Below are 16785 nucleotides of genomic sequence, written 5' to 3' on the forward strand. Positions count from 1 at the left end.
CTACCCCTTCCATGCGCACCGCTCCCTTTCTTTTCTGGCTAGAATGCGCTTAGAACGCTTCTATGCTGAGAGGCCCGCCAGGGCCGCAAAACCCCGAGATTTGCCCCATGAACGCTCCCACCGCCTTCCCCGACCAGTCCAAGCCCGTTCCGCCCTACAAGCACACCCCGCTGTTCCCGCTGGGCAAGGACGAGACGCCCTACAAGAAGATTTCGTCCGAGGGCGTCAGGGTCGAGAAGGTGCTCGGCAAGGACATGCTGGTGGTGTCGCGCGAGGCGCTGCGGGCGCTGTCGGAGGCGGCCTTTGGCGACATCAACCACTATCTGCGCCCCGGCCATCTGAAGCAGCTCCGCGCGATCCTGGAGGACGGCGAGGCGAGCCCGAACGACAAGTTTGTCGCGCTGGACTTCTTGAAGAACGCCAATATCGCGGCCGGCGGCGTGCTGCCGATGTGTCAGGACACCGGCACCGCGATCATCATGGGCAAGAAGGGCTGCAACGTCATCACCGACGGTGACGACGAGGCGGCGCTGTCCGAAGGCGCGCGTGACGCCTACCTGCGCCGCAATTTGCGCTACTCGCAGGTCGCGCCGCTCTCGATGTACGAGGAGAAGAACACCGCCAACAACATGCCGGCGCAGTGCGAGATCTACGCCGAGGGTGACGACGCCTACAAGTTCATGTTCATGGCCAAGGGCGGCGGCTCCGCCAACAAGAGCTTCCTGTTCCAGGCCACGCCCTCGGTGCTGACCAAGGACCGGCTGCTCGCGTTCCTGAAGGAAAAGATCCTCACACTCGGCACCGCCGCGTGCCCGCCTTATCACCTCGCCATCGTGATCGGCGGCACCTCGGCCGAGCTGTGCATGAAGACGGTGAAGCTCGCTTCGGCGCGCTATCTCGATGCGTTGCCGACGCACGGCTCGCCCGACGGCAACGCCTTCCGCGACGTCGAGATGGAGAAGGAAATCCATAAGATGACGCAGAGCCTGGGAGTGGGCGCGCAGTTCGGCGGCAAGTATTTCTGCCACGACGTGCGCGTGATCCGCATGCCGCGCCACGGCGCCTCGCTGCCGATCGGGCTTGGCGTGTCCTGCTCGGCCGACCGCCAGGTGCTCGGCAAGATCACCAGGGACGGCGTCTATCTCGAGGAGCTCGAGCACAATCCGGCGCAATACCTGCCGCAGGTCGAAGAGTCGCTCGGCGGTGAGGTCGTCAAGATCGACCTCAACCAGCCGATGAAGGACATCCTGGCGACCTTCTCGAAATATCCGATCAAGACGCGGGTCTCGATGACGGGCACCATGATCGTCGCGCGCGATAGCGCCCACGCCAAGCTGCGCGAACGGCTGGAGAAGGGCGAGCCGCTGCCGGATTATTTCAAGAACCATCCGGTCTATTATGCCGGTCCCGCCAAGACGCCCGAGGGCTACGCCTCCGGCGCGTTCGGTCCGACCACCGCGGGCCGCATGGATTCCTTCGTCGACCAGTTCCAGGCTGCCGGCGGCTCGATGGTGATGGTCGCCAAGGGCAACCGCGCCCCTAGCGTGCGGGAGGCCTGCAAGAAATACGGCGGCTTCTATCTCGGCTCGATCGGCGGCGCCGCGGCGAACCTCGCCGAGCACTGCATCAAGAAGGTCGAGGTGCTCGAATATCCCGAGCTCGGCATGGAAGCGATCTGGCGCATCGAGGTCGTCGATTTTCCGGCGTTCATCATCATCGACGACAAGGGCAACGACTTCTTCAAGGAGTTGAATTTGGGCTAGTTGCTTCACCCGCACGCGCGCGGGGGAAGATGCTCGTGCCGTAACAATGATCGTCATGCCCGGGCTTGTCCCGGGCATCCACGTTCTTAGTGCCGCAAAGAAGCCGTGGATGGCTGAACAACAGGCCCGGCCATGACGAAGCCAATGCTTCAGCGCCTCAACTGCAATTCGTGACCTGGTTGGAGCACAGCGCGCGCCACCAGCCGCGGACGCCGTCGTGGCTCTCGACCAGACCCCAGAGCCCACTGCAGGCGAAGATGCGCTTCGGGCCGCCGTCGGTGTCGAGCGGCCCGCCGAGCTCGCGCTGGGCCGGCATCCATTTGGCATCGATGAAGGGCGCCTGAAACAGCCCGCCCATGCGCGTGGCGCCATTGGCATAGTTCGCGCCGACCTTGTTCGAGGCGACCCAGCCGCGCCCGGCATAGGGCCTCGGCGCGCTGCGCGGATATCGCGTCTCGTCCTCATAGTCCTTGCCCGGCGGCCTCGCGTCTTCGATCAGGAACCAGCCGTCCCTGAAGCCGATGATGCGGAATTCGGTCAGCCAGCCGCCCTCGGGCGTGTTCTCGGCGCCGCCGAGCCTCAGCCGGTAGGGCGGCGGCAATGTGCCAAGCACGCGCGCCTTGATCGACGGCTCGGCGCGCACGTTGAGGCCGCTGGAATCCTTGTCGATGGACCAGGCGCCGAGATCGCAGGGCTCGGTGCCAGCAGGCAGCTTTGCGCGCTTGGCGGCGAGCTCGGCGTGCATCCGGCGAAATCATTGTCGTCGTTATCAGGGGCCGGCCCGGTGCGCGGCTTCAGCTCGGCTGACGTCGCCCGCGTCGCGTCCGCAGTCAGCGTGACGACCAGAACCTGGCGCGCCGCAAAGACGCTCCCCGGTGTCTTCGGATCGTTCGATGTCGCGGGATAGACCGCGAGATAACCGGTCGACCCCTCGGTTCGATAAGCGGTGCCGGCAACATAGCCTGCCGGCACCAGAGCGAGCGCGCTCGCGCGCCACGCCGGTTCGCTGTCACCTGCGCGCGCGGCCTGTGCTACGGCAGACAGGACTGCCGCCGCGATGAGGAGGAGCGCACGCATCGGTGCAGCGCGCGGTTTACGCCCGCGCGCCCGTGAAGGGGAAGCTGCCCATCGGGCCGATGCCCATCTCGCCGCTGATGCTGTCGCCGGAGACCGTGCCGGTGAATTCGAGCGTGAGCGGCATCGGCTTGTCGATCGAGACCTTCCAGGAGACGTTGTCGCCGGAGACGGTGCCGTCGAAGATCTCGGTGGTATTGCCTTCCGCGCCCTGCGTGCCCGTGAGCGTGCCGCCCGCAGCCTTCAGGCTCAGCGTCGCCTGGCGCTCGCCCATCGGCGTCGTCATGGTCAGATTCCAGTTGCCGTCTACGGCCATTCCCGTCTCCCGAACAGATTGCGGCGGTCCGCGACGATCCGCGGCCGTCCCTGGCCGAGCCTATAGCCCAACTCGCAGCTCCTGCCTAACGCTCCGGTAGGGCATTTAGGCGCGGGCAGCGGCACGTCGGCGGTTGGTTACGATCAGCCGCAGAACGAAGTACTGCACGGCAAAAGCCAGGATCTTGGCGCCGCCTGCGACCACCATAAGATAGAACGCCCAGAGCTTCAGATCGCCGGTGGCGGCGACTGCCATCATGCCGGCGCCGATCACGAACATCAGCGCCGCCCAGGCATAGCCCGCGATGGTGACATATTCCGGGACGGTCTCGACGATGACGGGCGGCATGTAGCGCAGCATCCAGCCGCGCTTGAGCATGATCGCGCCGATCGCGAAATGTGCGATCGAGGGTTTTGCCAGCATGAAGCGCGGATCATTGGTCAGCAGCGTGATACCGCCGAGCACGATGACCAGAGCGAGGCTCGCATAGGTCATGTAGTGGAGCGGCTGTCCCTTGAGGCGCGCATAGACCACTTGCACGATCGCGCCAGCAATCGCCACCGCCGTTGCGAGGATCACGTTGTCTGTGAGGAGATAGACGGCCAGGAAGATGATAACGGAGAGGAGGTCGGAGGTGAGGCGGGCGAATACGTCCTTCATCGTCATTCCTGTTTAGCGGTCGTGGGCAGGGCGCAGACTGCCGCACCCTACTTGATCCGGCGATGCCCGGCATATCACTTTGTGAAGACAACCGCGCCGCTGCGACATGGCGCATGGCACCCCTCAAACCGACCAGAATGCCAGGCTAGGACCAGCAGCGCAGGATTCGGAACCGCAATAGGCAGACCGCGATGGTCGAGACAGGGAGCCGCGCCGGCTCAACCACATCACAACGTCAAGACGACGTAAACGAGCTCCAGAAAATGAAATGCTGCAACGAGCTGGCCGGTCATCTCGTCGACCAGCCCCGTCCAGGGCAGGCGCGACACCATGGGGAGTGCGGCGGCGAGCAGAAGGCCGGCCGCGAGCAGGGCGCCGCCTTCGAAGAACGTGAGGCTGCGCCGGCGCAGTCGCATCGCCAGGAATGCAAGTGCGGCGCCGGCCGGGGCGAGGACAGCGATGGAGTCCGCGGTGATCGAGAGCATGTGCATCGGCCTTCTTTGACCACGCAATATCCACGTGGATTCCGGGATCGCGATCTCCTCGCGCCCGTTGACGAGGGCTACGCCGCGCCGACCCAATTGCCGTGGAAGCCGTCGGGGACGCGATGTCCGAGCTGCACCAGGGCGGCAGGACCCGCCTCGATATCGGTGGCGTTGAACACGGCGAGATCGCTGCGGTTCTCCCGCGCACGCCAGACCACCGCGAGCAGCCAGCCGTCGCCTTCGGCGGCATCCCTGGATCGCTCGACGAAAACAGGCTCGGAGATGGTGTCGCCGGCCGGCAGCAGATATTGGCCGAGCCGCCTGCCGTTGCCGTCGACATGGACGATGCCCGACAGCGCGCCGAACATCGGCAGTTTCGGATTGGCGCAGGCGTACCAGCCGTGACGGCTCTTCAGCCCGGCGCGGCGATCGTCGATGCGCGGGAATTCTCCGGTGAGGTCGTCCAGGTAGGTCTGCTGGAAGCGGTCGGTATTGCCTGCGAGATCGAAGGTCCAGCGGCAATGGCGGGCGCGCGATTTCTCGGGATCGGTGGGGCGGCCGTCCGGATGCGGAAACAGCGGCGCTTCCTCGAACTGCATGACGTCGGCGACGATGCGGTTTTCGTCCTCCCACGCATTCATGACATGGAAGACGTAGCACGCTTCGGCACGAAACCAGACAATGTCCTTGGCCGTGCCGCTGCGCTTCATCACCCCGACATAGGCGCCCTTGTCCGGCTCCCAGGCATAAGGCGGCCGTCCGCTCATCGCGCGCCCGATGCTGCCGGTGATCGGCAGGATCGGAAACAGCACATGGTTCGCGGTGACGATGAAGTCGTGCACCATGCTGGCGTAGGGCGCCTCGAACCGCTCGAATCGCGTCGCCTTGCCTGTTGCGTCGATCGATCCGTAGGAGAGGGCCGGCGTCAGCGGGCCCGCAGCGTTGTAGCCGAAGAACACCAGTTCGCCGGTGACGGGATCGATCTTGGGATGCGCGGTGAAGCTGCCGGCGATGCGGCCCTGGTAATCGTGATAGCCGCGCGTCGCCAGCGTGCCCGGCTCGATCTCCGTCGGAAGATGCGCTTCTTCCAGCGCAAGCAACTTGCCGGCGTGAAAGATGATGTTGGTGTTGGCGACGCCGCCGTCGGTCAGGTTCGCCGGTGCATCCCGCAGCTTGCGGCCGAAGCCGCCGAACAGCGCGCGGCCGGCGTCGTGCTCGGCCAGCCATTTCGGCGTGCGGACCCAGCGGTTGCGGTAGCTGGCGCGGCCGTTCTCGAGGTGGAAGGCGTGCAGCATTCCGTCGCCGACGAACCAGTGCGCGCCGGGCGAATCGAACTGCGGATTGGGGCCGTTGCGGTACAGCGTGCCGTTCAGCTCACGCGGCAATTCGCCGACGATCTTCAGGAAGGGCGCGTCGGCCTCGAATGGGATCGGCGCGATATTGTTGCTGCGCTCGGCCATGGCGTCGTGCTGCACGGCGAATCTCCCTTATCTTTACATCGTAAAGATTGAGTAGACCCGATCGCAGCTTTCGTCAAGCGAAATCTTTACACTGTCAATATTGCGTCATATAGCTTGCAAATGGCCAAGACAGACACCAAGGGCGACGCGGCGCGCAGCCCGCGTGCCCTAAGAAAAACCACCTCGACCGCGGCATCGCGCGCCTCGCGGCGCGCCAGAACCGCCAAGACCGAGACGCCGTATCATCACGGCGCGCTCCGCGAGGCGCTGCTCCAGGCCGCCGAACGGGTGCTGGAGCGCGACGGGCTCGCTGGCCTGACGTTGCGCGCGGTGGCGCGCGAGGCCGGCGTCTCGCATGCCGCTCCCACCCATCATTTCGGCGACCTGACGGGCCTGCTCAGCGAGCTCGCGGCCGTCGGCTTCCGCCAGTTCAACGCGGTCATGAACGCTTCGTGCGATGCCGCCACCACGCCGCTCGAAGCCGCGCTGGCGCGGCCGAAAGCCTACATCGCCTATGCGCAGGCCCATCCTGGCATGTACGGCATCATGTTCCGCACCGAGCGGCTGGATTATTCGAGGCCGTCGCTGCACGAGGCGGCCGAGGCATCCTTCGCGGGCCTTACCAATGCGATCGGCATGATGCGGCAGGAGCAGATCAGCGGCGACGCGCTGACGCTGAACCAGGGCGCGGCAATCGCGCGGGCCTGGTCGCTGGTGCACGGCTTCACCATGCTGCTGCTCGACGGACGGCTGAAGGACATCCTCGCGCGGCTGCCGGAGGGAACGACGGCGGAGCGGCTGCTCGAGACGATGCTGACGGTGCCAGTGACGCCGAAGCTTCCCGCGCCCTGATCAACAACGACGCACGCAACCCTCGTCGTGGTCATGCGTTGACGCTGCATGGCAAAGACAGCACGCACGCCCTGGAAACGCACAAATCCCCGCAAGCGGGCCGGCAAGGCATCCAAGCACCTCAGCGCCGCGCAGAAGTCGGCGGCGAAAGCGCGCGCCCGCCGCGCTGGCCGCCGCTATCCCAACCTTGTGGACAACATGCGCATGGCAGCGACGAAGAAGACCGCCAAGACGAAGAGCTCCAAGAAGACCTCAAAGTCGAAGGCGTCGAAAGCAAAGTCGAAAACGTCAGCCAAGAAGACCCGTAAGCGCACCGCGAAGAAGGCCAAATCCCGCAAACGCAGCGCATCCGCCCGTGAACAGGATCCGCGCGGCGGCCTGACGGCGGCGGGCCGCAAAGCGTTCGCGCGCAAACAGGGCGCCCATTTGCGCCCTGGCGTGACAAAGAGGGAATCGGAGATGACGCCGCAGGAGATGCGGCGGAAGGGTAGCTGGGCCGTGCGCTTCTATGGCCGCGCGAAGCTGCCGCCGCTGGTCGATGGCACGGGCCGGCCGACGCGGCACGCATTGTCAGCGCATGCCTGGGGCGAGCCAGTTCCGAGGACGGTGGCAGAGGCGCGGCGTATCGCCGCCAAGGGCGAGCGGCTGCTTGCGCGCTATCGGCGCGTCAAGGCGAGGGGCTAGTTTAGCGCATCGTGGCGAGCTCGACGGCGCGGCCGCGCGCGCCGATGATCTTGACCTCGTCCTTGCCGCAAGCGAAACCGCGGGCGAGATCGTCGGCGGCCTTGCGCGCGAGCTCGTTGGCGTTCGGGTTGGCGATCCCATCGACATAGGCGACGTGGCAGACCGGGCCCGGCGGCAGCCGGGTCACCACCAGCATGGCCTTGGTGTTCGGCCGACCCTGCTTGTCGGGATCGGAATTGTCGGCGATGTGCCAGCGCTGGATGATCGCAAACGGCTTTGCGCCGGCCGCGCGCCATTCGATAGTCGTCTCGGATGAATTGAACGGGGCGAACCAGAGGTTGGCCGCGGGTTCCTCGCTTGCTGCCTTGCGGTTGCGCCCGACCGAGACGATCTCGCGAAGATCGTCCTCGGCGATCAGCACGATCAGCCCGTCCTTGCCCGGACAAACCCGCGTGCTGCTGCCGTCGAGCGCGCTGGGCTTGCCGATCTGCCGGCAATCTTTTGGTGCCGCCGAGGTGTAGCTGCTGGCCACGGATTGAGCCTCGGCGCCGCTCAGGCCAATGCAAGTCATCAGGACGGCGAAGCCAATAGTAGTGATACGGTTCATATGAGGCTTTGGTGGAGTGGGAACTCTTCATCCCATCAGACGTCTTGATTGTGGGCAAGGTTCAAACAGGGTTGGGATATACCTGACAGCAGCACGGAATCGTTCTACAAGAGCGGCTTCGCTTGGGCTCCTCCTGCCTGGTTCGCGTTCTCATTTTCTCGATCATGCCAGCCATCTCGAACAAACCTTATCGCGTCGGCCGCTCCAAGACCGGACTCGGCCTTTTCGCCACCAAGCCGATCAAGAAGGGTACCCGGATCATCCGCTATTTCGGACCGATCCTGGATTCCAGGATTCCCGAGCAGGACGAGATCGAGAACAAATATCTGTTCGAGCTCAACGGGCGCTGGACCATCGACGGCTCGGTGCGCAAGAACCTCGCCCGCTACATCAACCATTCCTGCCGGCCCAACGCCGAGTCCGACGTCCGCCCGCGCGAGCGCAAGGTGTTCATCCGCGCCATCAGGAACATCGAGCCGGGCGACGAGATCAATTACGATTACGGCACCGACTATTTCAAAGCCTATCTGAAGCCGATCGGTTGCAAGTGCGACTCCTGCGAGAAGAAGCGCAAGAAGCTGCGCGCCGAGGCGCGGGCGGAAGCCGCCAAGGTGAAGGCGCGGGCCGAACGTAAGGCGCAGAAGGCGGGGGCGAAAACCACCGCTACGAAAAAGAAGAAGCTGAACGGTAAGCACTTCCCCGGCAAGGTCGGCCGCGCCAAGACGTAGCCTCGCGCAGCACCCACCGGCTTTCACGAGTCCCCCTGATTGATCCTCAGGCTGCCGGCTGAAATGCAGCGGAGTCTCCACCACTCCATCATTGCGAGCGAAAGCGACTTGTCCGCCGAAGCCTTGGCGAAGGCGGAAGCAATCCAGAATCCCACCGCGGAAAGACTCTGGATTGCTTCGCTGCGCTCGCAATGACGCTGTTGATACAGCGCGTTCAGATGTCGCACCGTCGCCCTGAGGCGGCCGCCTCTTCGACGGTTCTCGAAGGGCGACGGCCCGCGTGCATCGGGATCGTTCATCCTTCGAGGCTCGCTGCCCGTGCGCCTCAGGCCCCGTAGATGAATTGAGTCTTGCGAAACCCATCGCTTTTCCGCGCCACTCGCCGTACTCGCTGCCTACCGGCGAGGCGTCGGGCAAAACACCCAAAATCTGTCAATCTCGGCGCGCAAAGATATATCGCTTTTCCGAATTTCGGATTTGTGGCATGTGTTGCCTATTCCGGCCCCTGCCAGAGGGGCGCTTCGCGATCGTCACGAGATGCGGGCCGGGGTGCGGTGGACGCGGTAGCGCCGGCGCGATTTGCTTGAGGACAGGGCGGGCAACCGTGAGTCTCAGGCGATGCGCATACGACACGGCGCGGTCACAGCGGTTTGGTCGATGGTCTGGGGTGCGCACACTAAGCCCCGGGCGCTGAGGCCAAATCGTCCGCGGACGGAGAAGTCGTGTGGTCCTGACGCCCGGGGTCTGTGCGTCAAGGCTTGCGGTGATGCGGCGGCCCGACCGGGTGCGCGCATCAGAAGCCGCGAGGCGACGGGGGCAATAGTGCATCGCTCCCCGGGGAGAGCACGAAGGACACCGTTAAAACCATCCGCGCAGGGAAGGCCGGGCGACCGGCAACACCTGTGGTCCACCCCGTGTGCATTTCCATTGCGCACGGACTCGGGTGCCGCCGGCGCCCGGCCTTCCCTGCGCCCTCCGGCAACCGAAGGGCGCAAGCAACGAAGCAAAGCTCGGGCGAAATCCGCTGCGAGAACGCGAGGTCATGCATGCATCCGGGTACGATCCGATATGACGAAGCCTTCGCGTTCCCCGGTCTGCGCCGCGGAGCTGGCACGCAAGGATCACGCCGCCACGGCGCGCCCGCTCTTCTTCAAGCCCACATATTGCAGCTCGGCGAACACGCCGGTGGCGATGGCTTGCGCGACGACCATGAGCTGGCCGGCGAGGTTCGGCGACACCGCGCCCGAGAGCAGCAGCGCGATGCTGCCGACGGTCCAGGCGGCGTTGCCGATCACGACCAGCAGGACCAGCGATTTCGCGACCGTGGCCCGCGAGGCGAGCCAGCCGACCAAGGCGGTGTAGGCGATCAGGAACAGGCCGGTCTCGCGCAGCAGCGCTTCGGGCAGGTTGAACAGCGCTGCGAACGCGGTCGCGCCGAAGGTGAAGCCGAGTGCGGCGACGCCGCTGAAGACGGCGTCGGCGAAGAGGGCGCGGCGCAGGAAGGTCGATGCATCGATCATCTCAGGTCTCCTTGGTTGGGCTGGGGTGGAACTTTAGCGCCGACCGCGCCACCAGGCGCGGAGGAGACGGGCGAGCCGGAACGGGCAGAGGCTCCTGCCGACGCCGTGCTCGAAGGCGATGACCTGCGCGAGGACATAGTCGCCGGTCGAATGCAGCAGCGGCTCCGGCATGTTGAGGCTGCGCGCCAGCATCCGGGTTGCGAATGCCATGGCCCAGGGCAAGAGGTGGTCTGCGACGGTCCGGTAGAGCAGCAACGCGATCATGGTCATCTCCTGTTGCGACCAAAGATGCGCGTGCTCGTCCCCCATTTCGATTACCTCGGTGGTAATGGAAGCGCCTAAATTCGCGTGCTAGCTTTTGACCATGAACGCACACGCTTCCACCGCACGCACCGAACGCAGCCAACCGGTCCATATCGGCGACCATTTGCGCGAATGGCGGCAGCGCCGCCGCATGAGCCAGCTCGATCTCGCCGGCGAAGCCGAGATCTCGGCGCGGCATTTGAGCTTCGTCGAGACCGGTCGCGCCGCGCCCTCGCGCGACATGGTGCTCAGGCTCGCCGAGCGGCTCGACGTGCCCTTGCGCGAACGCAACGTGCTGCTGGTCGCAGCCGGTTTCGCTCCGGCCTTTCCGCAGCGCCCGCTGGAGGATCCCGCCTTGAAATCAGCCCGTGCGGCGATCGACCTCGTCTTGAAAGCACATGAGCCCAATCCGGCGCTCGCGGTGGACCGGCACTGGAACCTGGTCTCCGCCAACCGCATGGTGGCGCCGCTGCTCGACGGCATCCCGCAGCATCTGCTCGGCCAGCCCGTCAACGTGCTGAGGCTGGCTTTCCATCCCGAGGCGCTGGCACCGCGCACGGTCAATCTCGCGGAATGGTGCGGGCATCTCCTGGAGCGGCTGCACCGGCAGTGCGAGGCGACAGCGGATCCGGAGCTGATCAAGCTTTACAATGATCTGAAGAGCTATCCGATTCCAGCGCGCTCGGCCCCGCTGCCAGCCGACAACGTCGCGATCCCGTTCAAGCTGCGGCATGGCGGGGAGATCTTCAGCTTCTTCTCCACCACCATGGTGTTCGGCACGCCGGTCGACATCACCCTGTCGGAGTTGGCGCTGGAGACGTTCTTTCCGGCGGACGAGAGCACCGCCGAACGGCTGAAGCAGATGGCGGCCGGGCTGCGCTAGCGCCGTTTACAGGACGGAGCAGCGCTCGCATAATCGGCGGATGGACACACGCGCGCTCCGGCGATTGCGGCCGGCCAATCCCGTCGGTGATCTCCTGCGCGGCTGGCGCACCCGTCGTGCATTGAGCCAGGCGGAGCTGGCGTTCGAGGCCGGCATTTCGATCAAGCATCTGAGCTATGTCGAGACCGGGAAGGCGGCGGCAAGCCGGGACATCCTGCTGCAGCTCGCGTCGGCGCTCGATCTGTCGTTGCGTGATCGCAATGCACTGCTCGAGGCCGGCGGCTTCGCGCGGCAATATGGCGAGCGCGATCTGTCGGCGCCGGAGCTTGCCGAGGCGCGGCGTGCCATCGATCTTCTGCTTCTCCGTCACGAGCCGTTCCCGGCAATCGTCACCGACCGGCGCTGGAACGTGATGCAGGCCAATCGCGCCGCCTCGCGCCTGATGACCATGCTGCTTGGCCCTCTACGCATGCAGCGGCCGCTCAACCACATGCGCATGTTCCTCGCTCCCGACGAGCTCAAGCCGTTCGTCGAGAACTGGCCGATTGTTGCGGCCGCGCTGCTGGCACGGGCGCGGCATGAGGCGATGGCCGCGCCGCTCGATGAGGCCCTGCAATCGACCTGGCGCGAATTGATGCGGCTGCCGCAGCTGCCTGAGGCGACCGAGGACAACGCGGCCCCGGGGCCGCTCTGCGAGGTTCGCCTGCGCAAGGGCGATATCGGCGTTGGTTTGATCGGTGCGGTGCTGACGCTCGGCACCCCGCAGGACGTCACGCTGCAGGAGCTTCGCGTCGAGATGTTCATGCCTGTTGATGCCGCCTCCGAGGCCGCCTTGGTCGCGCTTGCAGATCAGGACGCTTGAGCCTGCGCGGCTTCGCGCCGCTCGAAGCTCATGGCCTGCATCACCTCCGCGAACGGCCCGTTGCGGTCACTCAGTGTCGCCGTGGTGAGGCCCGCGCCATGGGCGCCGACGCGCGTCGCGGCGCGGATCAGGATCCATTCGCCCTCGGGCGGACGGAAGAAATAGAGGCTGATCTCCGGGTTGATGAAGGTCCATTGGCGCATGTCGACGATCTGCGCGACGCCGCTGGAGAAGTCCGCCGCCTGCACCGCCTGGAGCAGCGGCGTGTTCGGCTCGCCCTCGACCAGCGGCGCATCGAGCCGCATCCAGGCCGCGGCCGGGCCCGGCTTCTCCAGCGCGCCCTCAATGAGCCGCACCGACACGTTCTGGAAATAACGGCTCCATTTCTGCGCGAAGGCGGGCGGCGGGCTGCCGGCCTCGGGGCCCTTGTCGACGGGCGTGGGCCTCGCGAACGGATCGATGGGCGACTCGCCGCTCGGCGCCGTCAGCAGCGCCGTGCAGCGGCCGATCTCGGTCTCGCCGTCCATCAGCCGCACCTGCAGGGTCTTGGCCTTGCGACCGTCGCGCAGCAGCTCGCTGACCGCCCTGAACAGGCGCAGGCCCGCCGGCCGCCACAGATCGAAGGTCAGGCGCCGCACAGCAAAGCCGGATCTGGCGGCGAGGCGCTCGACCTCACGGGTCATCAGCGCGGTGGTGGCGCTTCCCTGCAGCATGTCCGGCGACCACGGCCCGCCGGCATGCTCGGTGGCCCGGAACAGTTCGCCGTCCGGCTTGAAAATGGCGCTCATCGCGGTCTCCCCTTTGGGCTTGATTGTGGCCGTAAGTATCGTGGCCGTAAGTATCGGGGCGGGGAGAACCGGTCACAATAACCGCAGAGGTGAAGTCGTGAGCCATGCAGGACGGGTGCCTTGCGCCGCCCCCGGTTCGGCTTATGTTCGGGCGGACCCTCGAAGTGCCCGAAGGAGGCGCCTGACATGAGCACGCTGAAACCGCTCCAGATCGACGTCGTCTCAGATGTGGTCTGCCCCTGGTGCTATATCGGCAAGCATCGCATCGAGAGCGCGCTGGCGCTGGTGCCTGACGTTCCGGTCAAGCTCAATTTCCGTCCCTTCTTCCTCAATCCCTGGGTGCCGCGCGAGGGCATCAGCCGCGAGGCCTATCTCACCCAGAAGTTCGGCTCGGTCGAAGCCTATAAGGGCATTGCGGGACGCGTCGTCGCGGCCGCGAGCGAGGAGGGGCTCGTCTACAAGCCGGAGCTCGTGGCGCGCCAGCCCAACACGACCGACTGCCACCGCCTGATCCTCTGGGCGGAAGCGATCGGCAAGGCGCCTGAGATGAAGCAGCGCCTGATGGAGCTGTACTTCCGCGACGGCGGTGATCTCACCGATGTGAACGTGCTGGTGCAGGCGGCAGCCGACATCGGCCTCGACGCCGACGACGTGCGCAAGCGCCTCGCCACCGACGAAGACGTCGCGCGCGTCTCGGCAGATGCGCAGGAAGCCGCCGACAAGGGCATCTCCGGCGTGCCGACCTACGTCTTTGCGCAGAAGTACGCCGTCTCCGGCGCGCAGGATCCGAACCTGCTTGCCCGCGCCATCCGCCAGGTCTCCGAGGAGATCAACGCGCAGGCGGCGGAGTAACTTTTTATTTTCGGAGCCGGCGAACCACGCCGCGCGCGGCCTCGTGCGCGGCGTTGAGGCCGACCAGCGCGCCGTGAATGAGCGCCACGACCGGGTCGTGCCGCCGCAGCGGGATCAGCACATCGCCAATCGCGAGGCGTCCGCGCCAGATCGGGTTGATCATGGGGTGATCGGCATTCGCCGTCGAGTCCGCGCTGGCGACGGCGGGGTCGGCGCAGAGATGGCGGGTGAGGTCGAGCGTGAGCTGCACGCCCGGCGAATATTTTGCAAAGCGCTCGTCGATCCCGAGCTTGAAGAAGAAGGCACGATCCTGATGGCGCAACACGATGCCGGCGGCAATCGGCGTCGCGCCGGCGCGAAGGGTGACGATCTCGCACTGCGCGGTCTCTGCCAGCGCGGGAACTGCGCGGCGGATGAACGTTGCGTCGCCCGGATGCTGGACCAGCGCGGTGCCGCGCTTGCCCTTCCAGCCGCTGGCTTCGAGCTGCAGAAAGGTTTCGAGCGCACGTCCGATCTGGTCGGTGCTGCGCGCAACCTCGAACACGACGGGGCCGTGCTCCTCGAGACGGTGACGCTGGCGCCGCAGCTCCTTGAGCTTCTTGGCGCCGAGCGCCTCGCGCAACAGCGTGTCGCCATCCTGCGTCGCATCGAGGCTGGCGCGGATGTAGGAGCTGAGGATTCTCGGCTTCAGGCCGTCGCGCTTCAGCACCTGGTTGAGTGATGCCATGGCTGCGCCGTCGAGCGCGACGTCGGTCAGCACGAGCGCATGCGCGCCGGCCTCGCGCGCCTGCTGCAGCAGACGCTTGGCGGCTTCGAGCGGAGCGTCGCGGTCGAGCAGCGGGCTGCACAGCGTGCCATAGGGATGCGCGCTCACCAGGGCGGGCAGGGGAATCTTCAAAGCGCGCCAGAGTGAGACCACCGGCATCAGGCCGATCAGCCGGGCCGAAGTGCCGTCAAATGCGGCTAGCGCCAAGGCATCCGTGCGACCGCGCGCAGTTGCGCTGACGGCGAGCTCCCAGGCAGGCAGGTAATATCCGTTCGGCTCGATCGCCCGCTGCGCCAGCGCGCGCCATTGGCCGGTGTCGACGGCGGCAAGCGGGACAGGCGCGCGCGCCGTCACGGCATCCCTTGCCGATGCCGGATTGATCGCAGCCTGATGCGCGATGTCGACCACGTCCCGTCGTCCCCGTTCACGCGAGCTGAGCCCGTGCCACCGGTTATGCTTAGCGCAAAGATTGGAAAATACCGTTGGCACGCCGCCGCAATTCGAGCGGTGGTGTTAACATTCCATTCAGCATCCGGCCGCGGCTTGACCCTGAGGAATCGTGGCTAGTCTCCCGGCACGAAATGATCGCGGGTGCTCGCGCGGCCGCCGCTGGTGGTATCGGTGATGGTGATCTCGATGTCGCGGGAGGTCTTCGGCAAGTCGCTGGGCCCAACCTGTACCGACAGCCTGACCTCGCGGGTCTGATCCTGCCCGACCTCGATGATGGGCTTGCCGCCAGGTTCCGCCTCGATGCCGGCGACGCGAATGGTCGCGCCCGGCAGACCGGAGACTTCGAGCGCAAACGATCCCTGTGCACTCTTGTTGAGGATACGCACGGTGTAGTCGTTGCGCACGCCGCCGTCCGAAAGCTGGACGAAGAGGGGATTGCGCTCGTGCAGTACGTTGACGTCCATCGTCGCGCGAGTGGCGAGAGTGTACAGCATGATGCTGCCCACAATGGCGATGGCCGCGGCATAGATCAGCGTGCGCGGACGGATGATGCGGTAGATCGGCGGCTTGCCCTCGCGTCGGCGCTGCATGTTGATGTCGGTGTCGTAGCCGATCAGGCCCTGGGGCCGGCCGATGTCGCGCATGACGTTATCGCAGGCGTCGATGCACAGGCCGCACTGGATGCAGCCGAGCTGGATGCCGTGGCGGATGTCGATGCCGGTGGGGCAGACATTGATGCACTGATGGCAGTCGACGCAATCGCCGGCGGGATCGCCATGGGCGCGCGCGGCATCCGCCTTCTTCACCGACATGCGCGGCTCGCCGCGGTCACGCCGATAGGTGACGTTGAGCGCCCATTCGTCGGTCAGCGCTGCCTGGATCCGCGGCCACGGGCACATGTAGATGCACATCTGCTCGCGGGCGTGACCGGCAAAGACATAGGTCGTAGCGGTGAGGATGCCGATCCAGAGATAGGCGATGAACGGGGCCTGGAAGGTCGCGAGCTCCTTCACCAGCGTCGGCGCGTCGGAAAAGTAGAGCACCCAGGCGCCGCCGGTCCACCAGGCGATCATGATCCAGAGGAAGTGCTTGAGCGCGACCTTGCGAAGGTGGTCGAACGTCCAGTAGCGCTTGTCGCCCTGCATGCGCTCGCGCCGGTCGCCCTCGACCCAACGCTCGACCGCGTAGAACAGGTCGGTCCACACGGTCTGCGGGCACATGTAGCCGCACCACAGCCGTCCCGCGACCGCGTTCATCAGGAACAGAATCATCGCCGCGATGATGAGGAGACCGGTGAAATAATAGACCTCCTGCGGCCACAACTCGATGAAGAAGAAATAGAAGCGCCGATGCGGGAAGTCGATCAGCACGGCCTGGTCGGGCAGGCCGGGTCCGCGATTCCAGCGCACGAACGGCAGCAGGTAATAGGTTCCGAGCGTGACGCACAGGATCGCCCATTTGATGCGGCGGAAAGGGCCATTGACCGACTGCGGGTAGACCTTCTTCCGCTTCTCGTAGAGAGGCCCCTCGATGAAGGTGTCGTCATTCATCCCATGCTCCCCGCGTTTTGCGAAGGCGAGAGTCCGACTTGCCGGCGCAGAAGAGCCGGCAAAGAATCTCCAGCACTGCGCGGACTTTCGGGCTCGCGGTGTTGTAGTATATCGTTTGGCCGTCCCGCTTTGGTTTGACCAAGCTCAATGCGCGCATCTTTCCGAGATGCTGGGATAGCGCG

General features: G+C 65.6%; 18 protein-coding genes and 2 pseudogenes. 7 read left to right on the forward strand and 13 right to left on the reverse strand.

The window, feature by feature from the left end; all coding sequences use genetic code 11:
- The first annotated feature begins 107 nt into the window (after window positions 1-107).
- The gene (locus tag I6F21_RS15585; protein ID WP_036027899.1) at window positions 108-1763 is read left to right on the forward strand and encodes a fumarate hydratase; all 1656 of its coding nucleotides are present in this window, start codon (window positions 108-110) and stop codon (window positions 1761-1763) included.
- Between the two features lie 157 nt (window positions 1764-1920).
- On the opposite strand, the pseudogene I6F21_RS39035 reads toward I6F21_RS15585, so the two are convergent.
- The 5 genes and pseudogenes from I6F21_RS39035 to I6F21_RS15610 form a co-directional block, all read right to left on the reverse strand.
- Window positions 1921-2840 (reverse strand): annotated as a pseudogene (locus tag I6F21_RS39035) (SH3 domain-containing protein).
- Window positions 2841-2856: 16 nt separating this feature from the next.
- Window positions 2857-3153: a hypothetical protein gene (locus tag I6F21_RS15595; RefSeq protein ID WP_036013050.1), complete on the reverse strand. Its 297-nt coding sequence runs from the start codon at window positions 3151-3153 to the stop codon at window positions 2857-2859.
- Window positions 3154-3258: 105 nt separating this feature from the next.
- Window positions 3259-3813 (reverse strand): septation protein IspZ, encoded by a 555-nt coding sequence (locus I6F21_RS15600; RefSeq protein ID WP_225183325.1) that lies wholly within the window; start codon window positions 3811-3813, stop codon window positions 3259-3261.
- 227 nt (window positions 3814-4040) lie between these two features.
- Window positions 4041-4298, reverse strand: a complete 258-nt coding sequence (locus I6F21_RS15605; RefSeq protein WP_346656819.1) for a hypothetical protein — start codon at window positions 4296-4298, stop codon at window positions 4041-4043.
- A 77-nt stretch (window positions 4299-4375) separates the two neighbouring features.
- The gene (locus tag I6F21_RS15610; RefSeq protein WP_225183327.1) at window positions 4376-5773 is read right to left on the reverse strand and encodes a carotenoid oxygenase family protein; all 1398 of its coding nucleotides are present in this window, start codon (window positions 5771-5773) and stop codon (window positions 4376-4378) included.
- Between the two features lie 105 nt (window positions 5774-5878).
- Between I6F21_RS15610 and I6F21_RS15615 the strand changes: the two genes are divergently transcribed.
- Both I6F21_RS15615 and I6F21_RS15620 read left to right on the forward strand, forming a co-directional pair.
- Window positions 5879-6610: a TetR/AcrR family transcriptional regulator gene (locus I6F21_RS15615; protein ID WP_225183328.1), complete on the forward strand. Its 732-nt coding sequence runs from the start codon at window positions 5879-5881 to the stop codon at window positions 6608-6610.
- A 48-nt stretch (window positions 6611-6658) separates the two neighbouring features.
- Complete coding sequence (locus I6F21_RS15620; protein ID WP_225183329.1) at window positions 6659-7294, forward strand: DUF6321 domain-containing protein; 636 nt, start codon at window positions 6659-6661, stop codon at window positions 7292-7294.
- A gap of 1 nt (window position 7295) precedes the next feature.
- Here I6F21_RS15620 and I6F21_RS15625 read toward each other — a convergent pair whose 3' ends face one another.
- Window positions 7296-7901, reverse strand: coding sequence for a hypothetical protein (locus tag I6F21_RS15625; RefSeq protein ID WP_225183330.1), 606 nt, complete (start codon window positions 7899-7901; stop codon window positions 7296-7298).
- Between the two features lie 164 nt (window positions 7902-8065).
- Here I6F21_RS15625 and I6F21_RS15630 point away from each other — a divergent pair, with 164 nt between their 5' ends.
- Window positions 8066-8629 (forward strand): SET domain-containing protein, encoded by a 564-nt coding sequence (locus tag I6F21_RS15630; RefSeq protein ID WP_225183331.1) that lies wholly within the window; start codon window positions 8066-8068, stop codon window positions 8627-8629.
- Between the two features lie 23 nt (window positions 8630-8652).
- Here the strand turns inward: I6F21_RS15630 and I6F21_RS15635 are convergent, their stop codons facing one another.
- The 3 genes from I6F21_RS15635 to I6F21_RS15645 form a co-directional block, all read right to left on the reverse strand.
- Window positions 8653-8928, reverse strand: coding sequence for a hypothetical protein (locus tag I6F21_RS15635; RefSeq protein ID WP_141697703.1), 276 nt, complete (start codon window positions 8926-8928; stop codon window positions 8653-8655).
- A gap of 822 nt (window positions 8929-9750) precedes the next feature.
- A complete protein-coding gene (locus tag I6F21_RS15640) occupies window positions 9751-10149 on the reverse strand; it encodes a hypothetical protein (protein WP_036013040.1) in 399 nt (132 codons plus the stop codon).
- A 33-nt stretch (window positions 10150-10182) separates the two neighbouring features.
- Window positions 10183-10413, reverse strand: a complete 231-nt coding sequence (locus tag I6F21_RS15645; RefSeq protein ID WP_225183332.1) for a hypothetical protein — start codon at window positions 10411-10413, stop codon at window positions 10183-10185.
- A 100-nt stretch (window positions 10414-10513) separates the two neighbouring features.
- Between I6F21_RS15645 and I6F21_RS15650 the strand changes: the two genes are divergently transcribed.
- Window positions 10514-11335, forward strand: coding sequence for a helix-turn-helix transcriptional regulator (locus tag I6F21_RS15650; protein ID WP_225183333.1), 822 nt, complete (start codon window positions 10514-10516; stop codon window positions 11333-11335).
- 40 nt (window positions 11336-11375) lie between these two features.
- Window positions 11376-12197, forward strand: a complete 822-nt coding sequence (locus I6F21_RS15655) for a helix-turn-helix transcriptional regulator (protein WP_225183334.1) — start codon at window positions 11376-11378, stop codon at window positions 12195-12197.
- On the opposite strand, the gene I6F21_RS15660 is transcribed toward I6F21_RS15655, so the two are convergent.
- Window positions 12185-12985: a thioesterase family protein gene (locus I6F21_RS15660; RefSeq protein ID WP_225183335.1), complete on the reverse strand. Its 801-nt coding sequence runs from the start codon at window positions 12983-12985 to the stop codon at window positions 12185-12187. The two genes, I6F21_RS15655 and I6F21_RS15660, sit on opposite strands and share 13 nt — an antisense overlap.
- Window positions 12986-13171: 186 nt before the next feature.
- Between I6F21_RS15660 and I6F21_RS15665 the strand changes: the two genes are divergently transcribed.
- Complete coding sequence (locus I6F21_RS15665) at window positions 13172-13837, forward strand: DsbA family oxidoreductase (protein WP_036043828.1); 666 nt, start codon at window positions 13172-13174, stop codon at window positions 13835-13837.
- Window positions 13838-13841: 4 nt separating this feature from the next.
- Here the strand turns inward: I6F21_RS15665 and I6F21_RS15670 are convergent, their stop codons facing one another.
- The 3 genes and pseudogenes from I6F21_RS15670 to I6F21_RS15680 all read right to left on the reverse strand — a co-directional run.
- On the reverse strand, window positions 13842-15011 hold the full coding sequence (locus tag I6F21_RS15670; RefSeq protein WP_057030320.1) for a GNAT family N-acetyltransferase: 1170 nt from the start codon (window positions 15009-15011) through the stop codon (window positions 13842-13844).
- Between the two features lie 155 nt (window positions 15012-15166).
- Window positions 15167-16603 carry a cytochrome c oxidase accessory protein CcoG gene (ccoG, locus tag I6F21_RS15675; protein ID WP_225139747.1) on the reverse strand — a complete coding sequence of 479 codons (1437 nt, stop codon included), beginning with the start codon at window positions 16601-16603 and terminating at the stop codon, window positions 15167-15169.
- A pseudogene (locus I6F21_RS15680) lies at window positions 16596-16784 on the reverse strand (hypothetical protein); the annotation flags it as partial. The gene ccoG and the pseudogene I6F21_RS15680, both read right to left, overlap by 8 nt.
- Window position 16785 lies beyond the last annotated feature (1 nt).

Source organism: Bradyrhizobium sp. NBAIM03, from assembly GCF_020194055.1.
Lineage (GTDB): Bacteria > Pseudomonadota > Alphaproteobacteria > Rhizobiales > Xanthobacteraceae > Bradyrhizobium > Bradyrhizobium yuanmingense.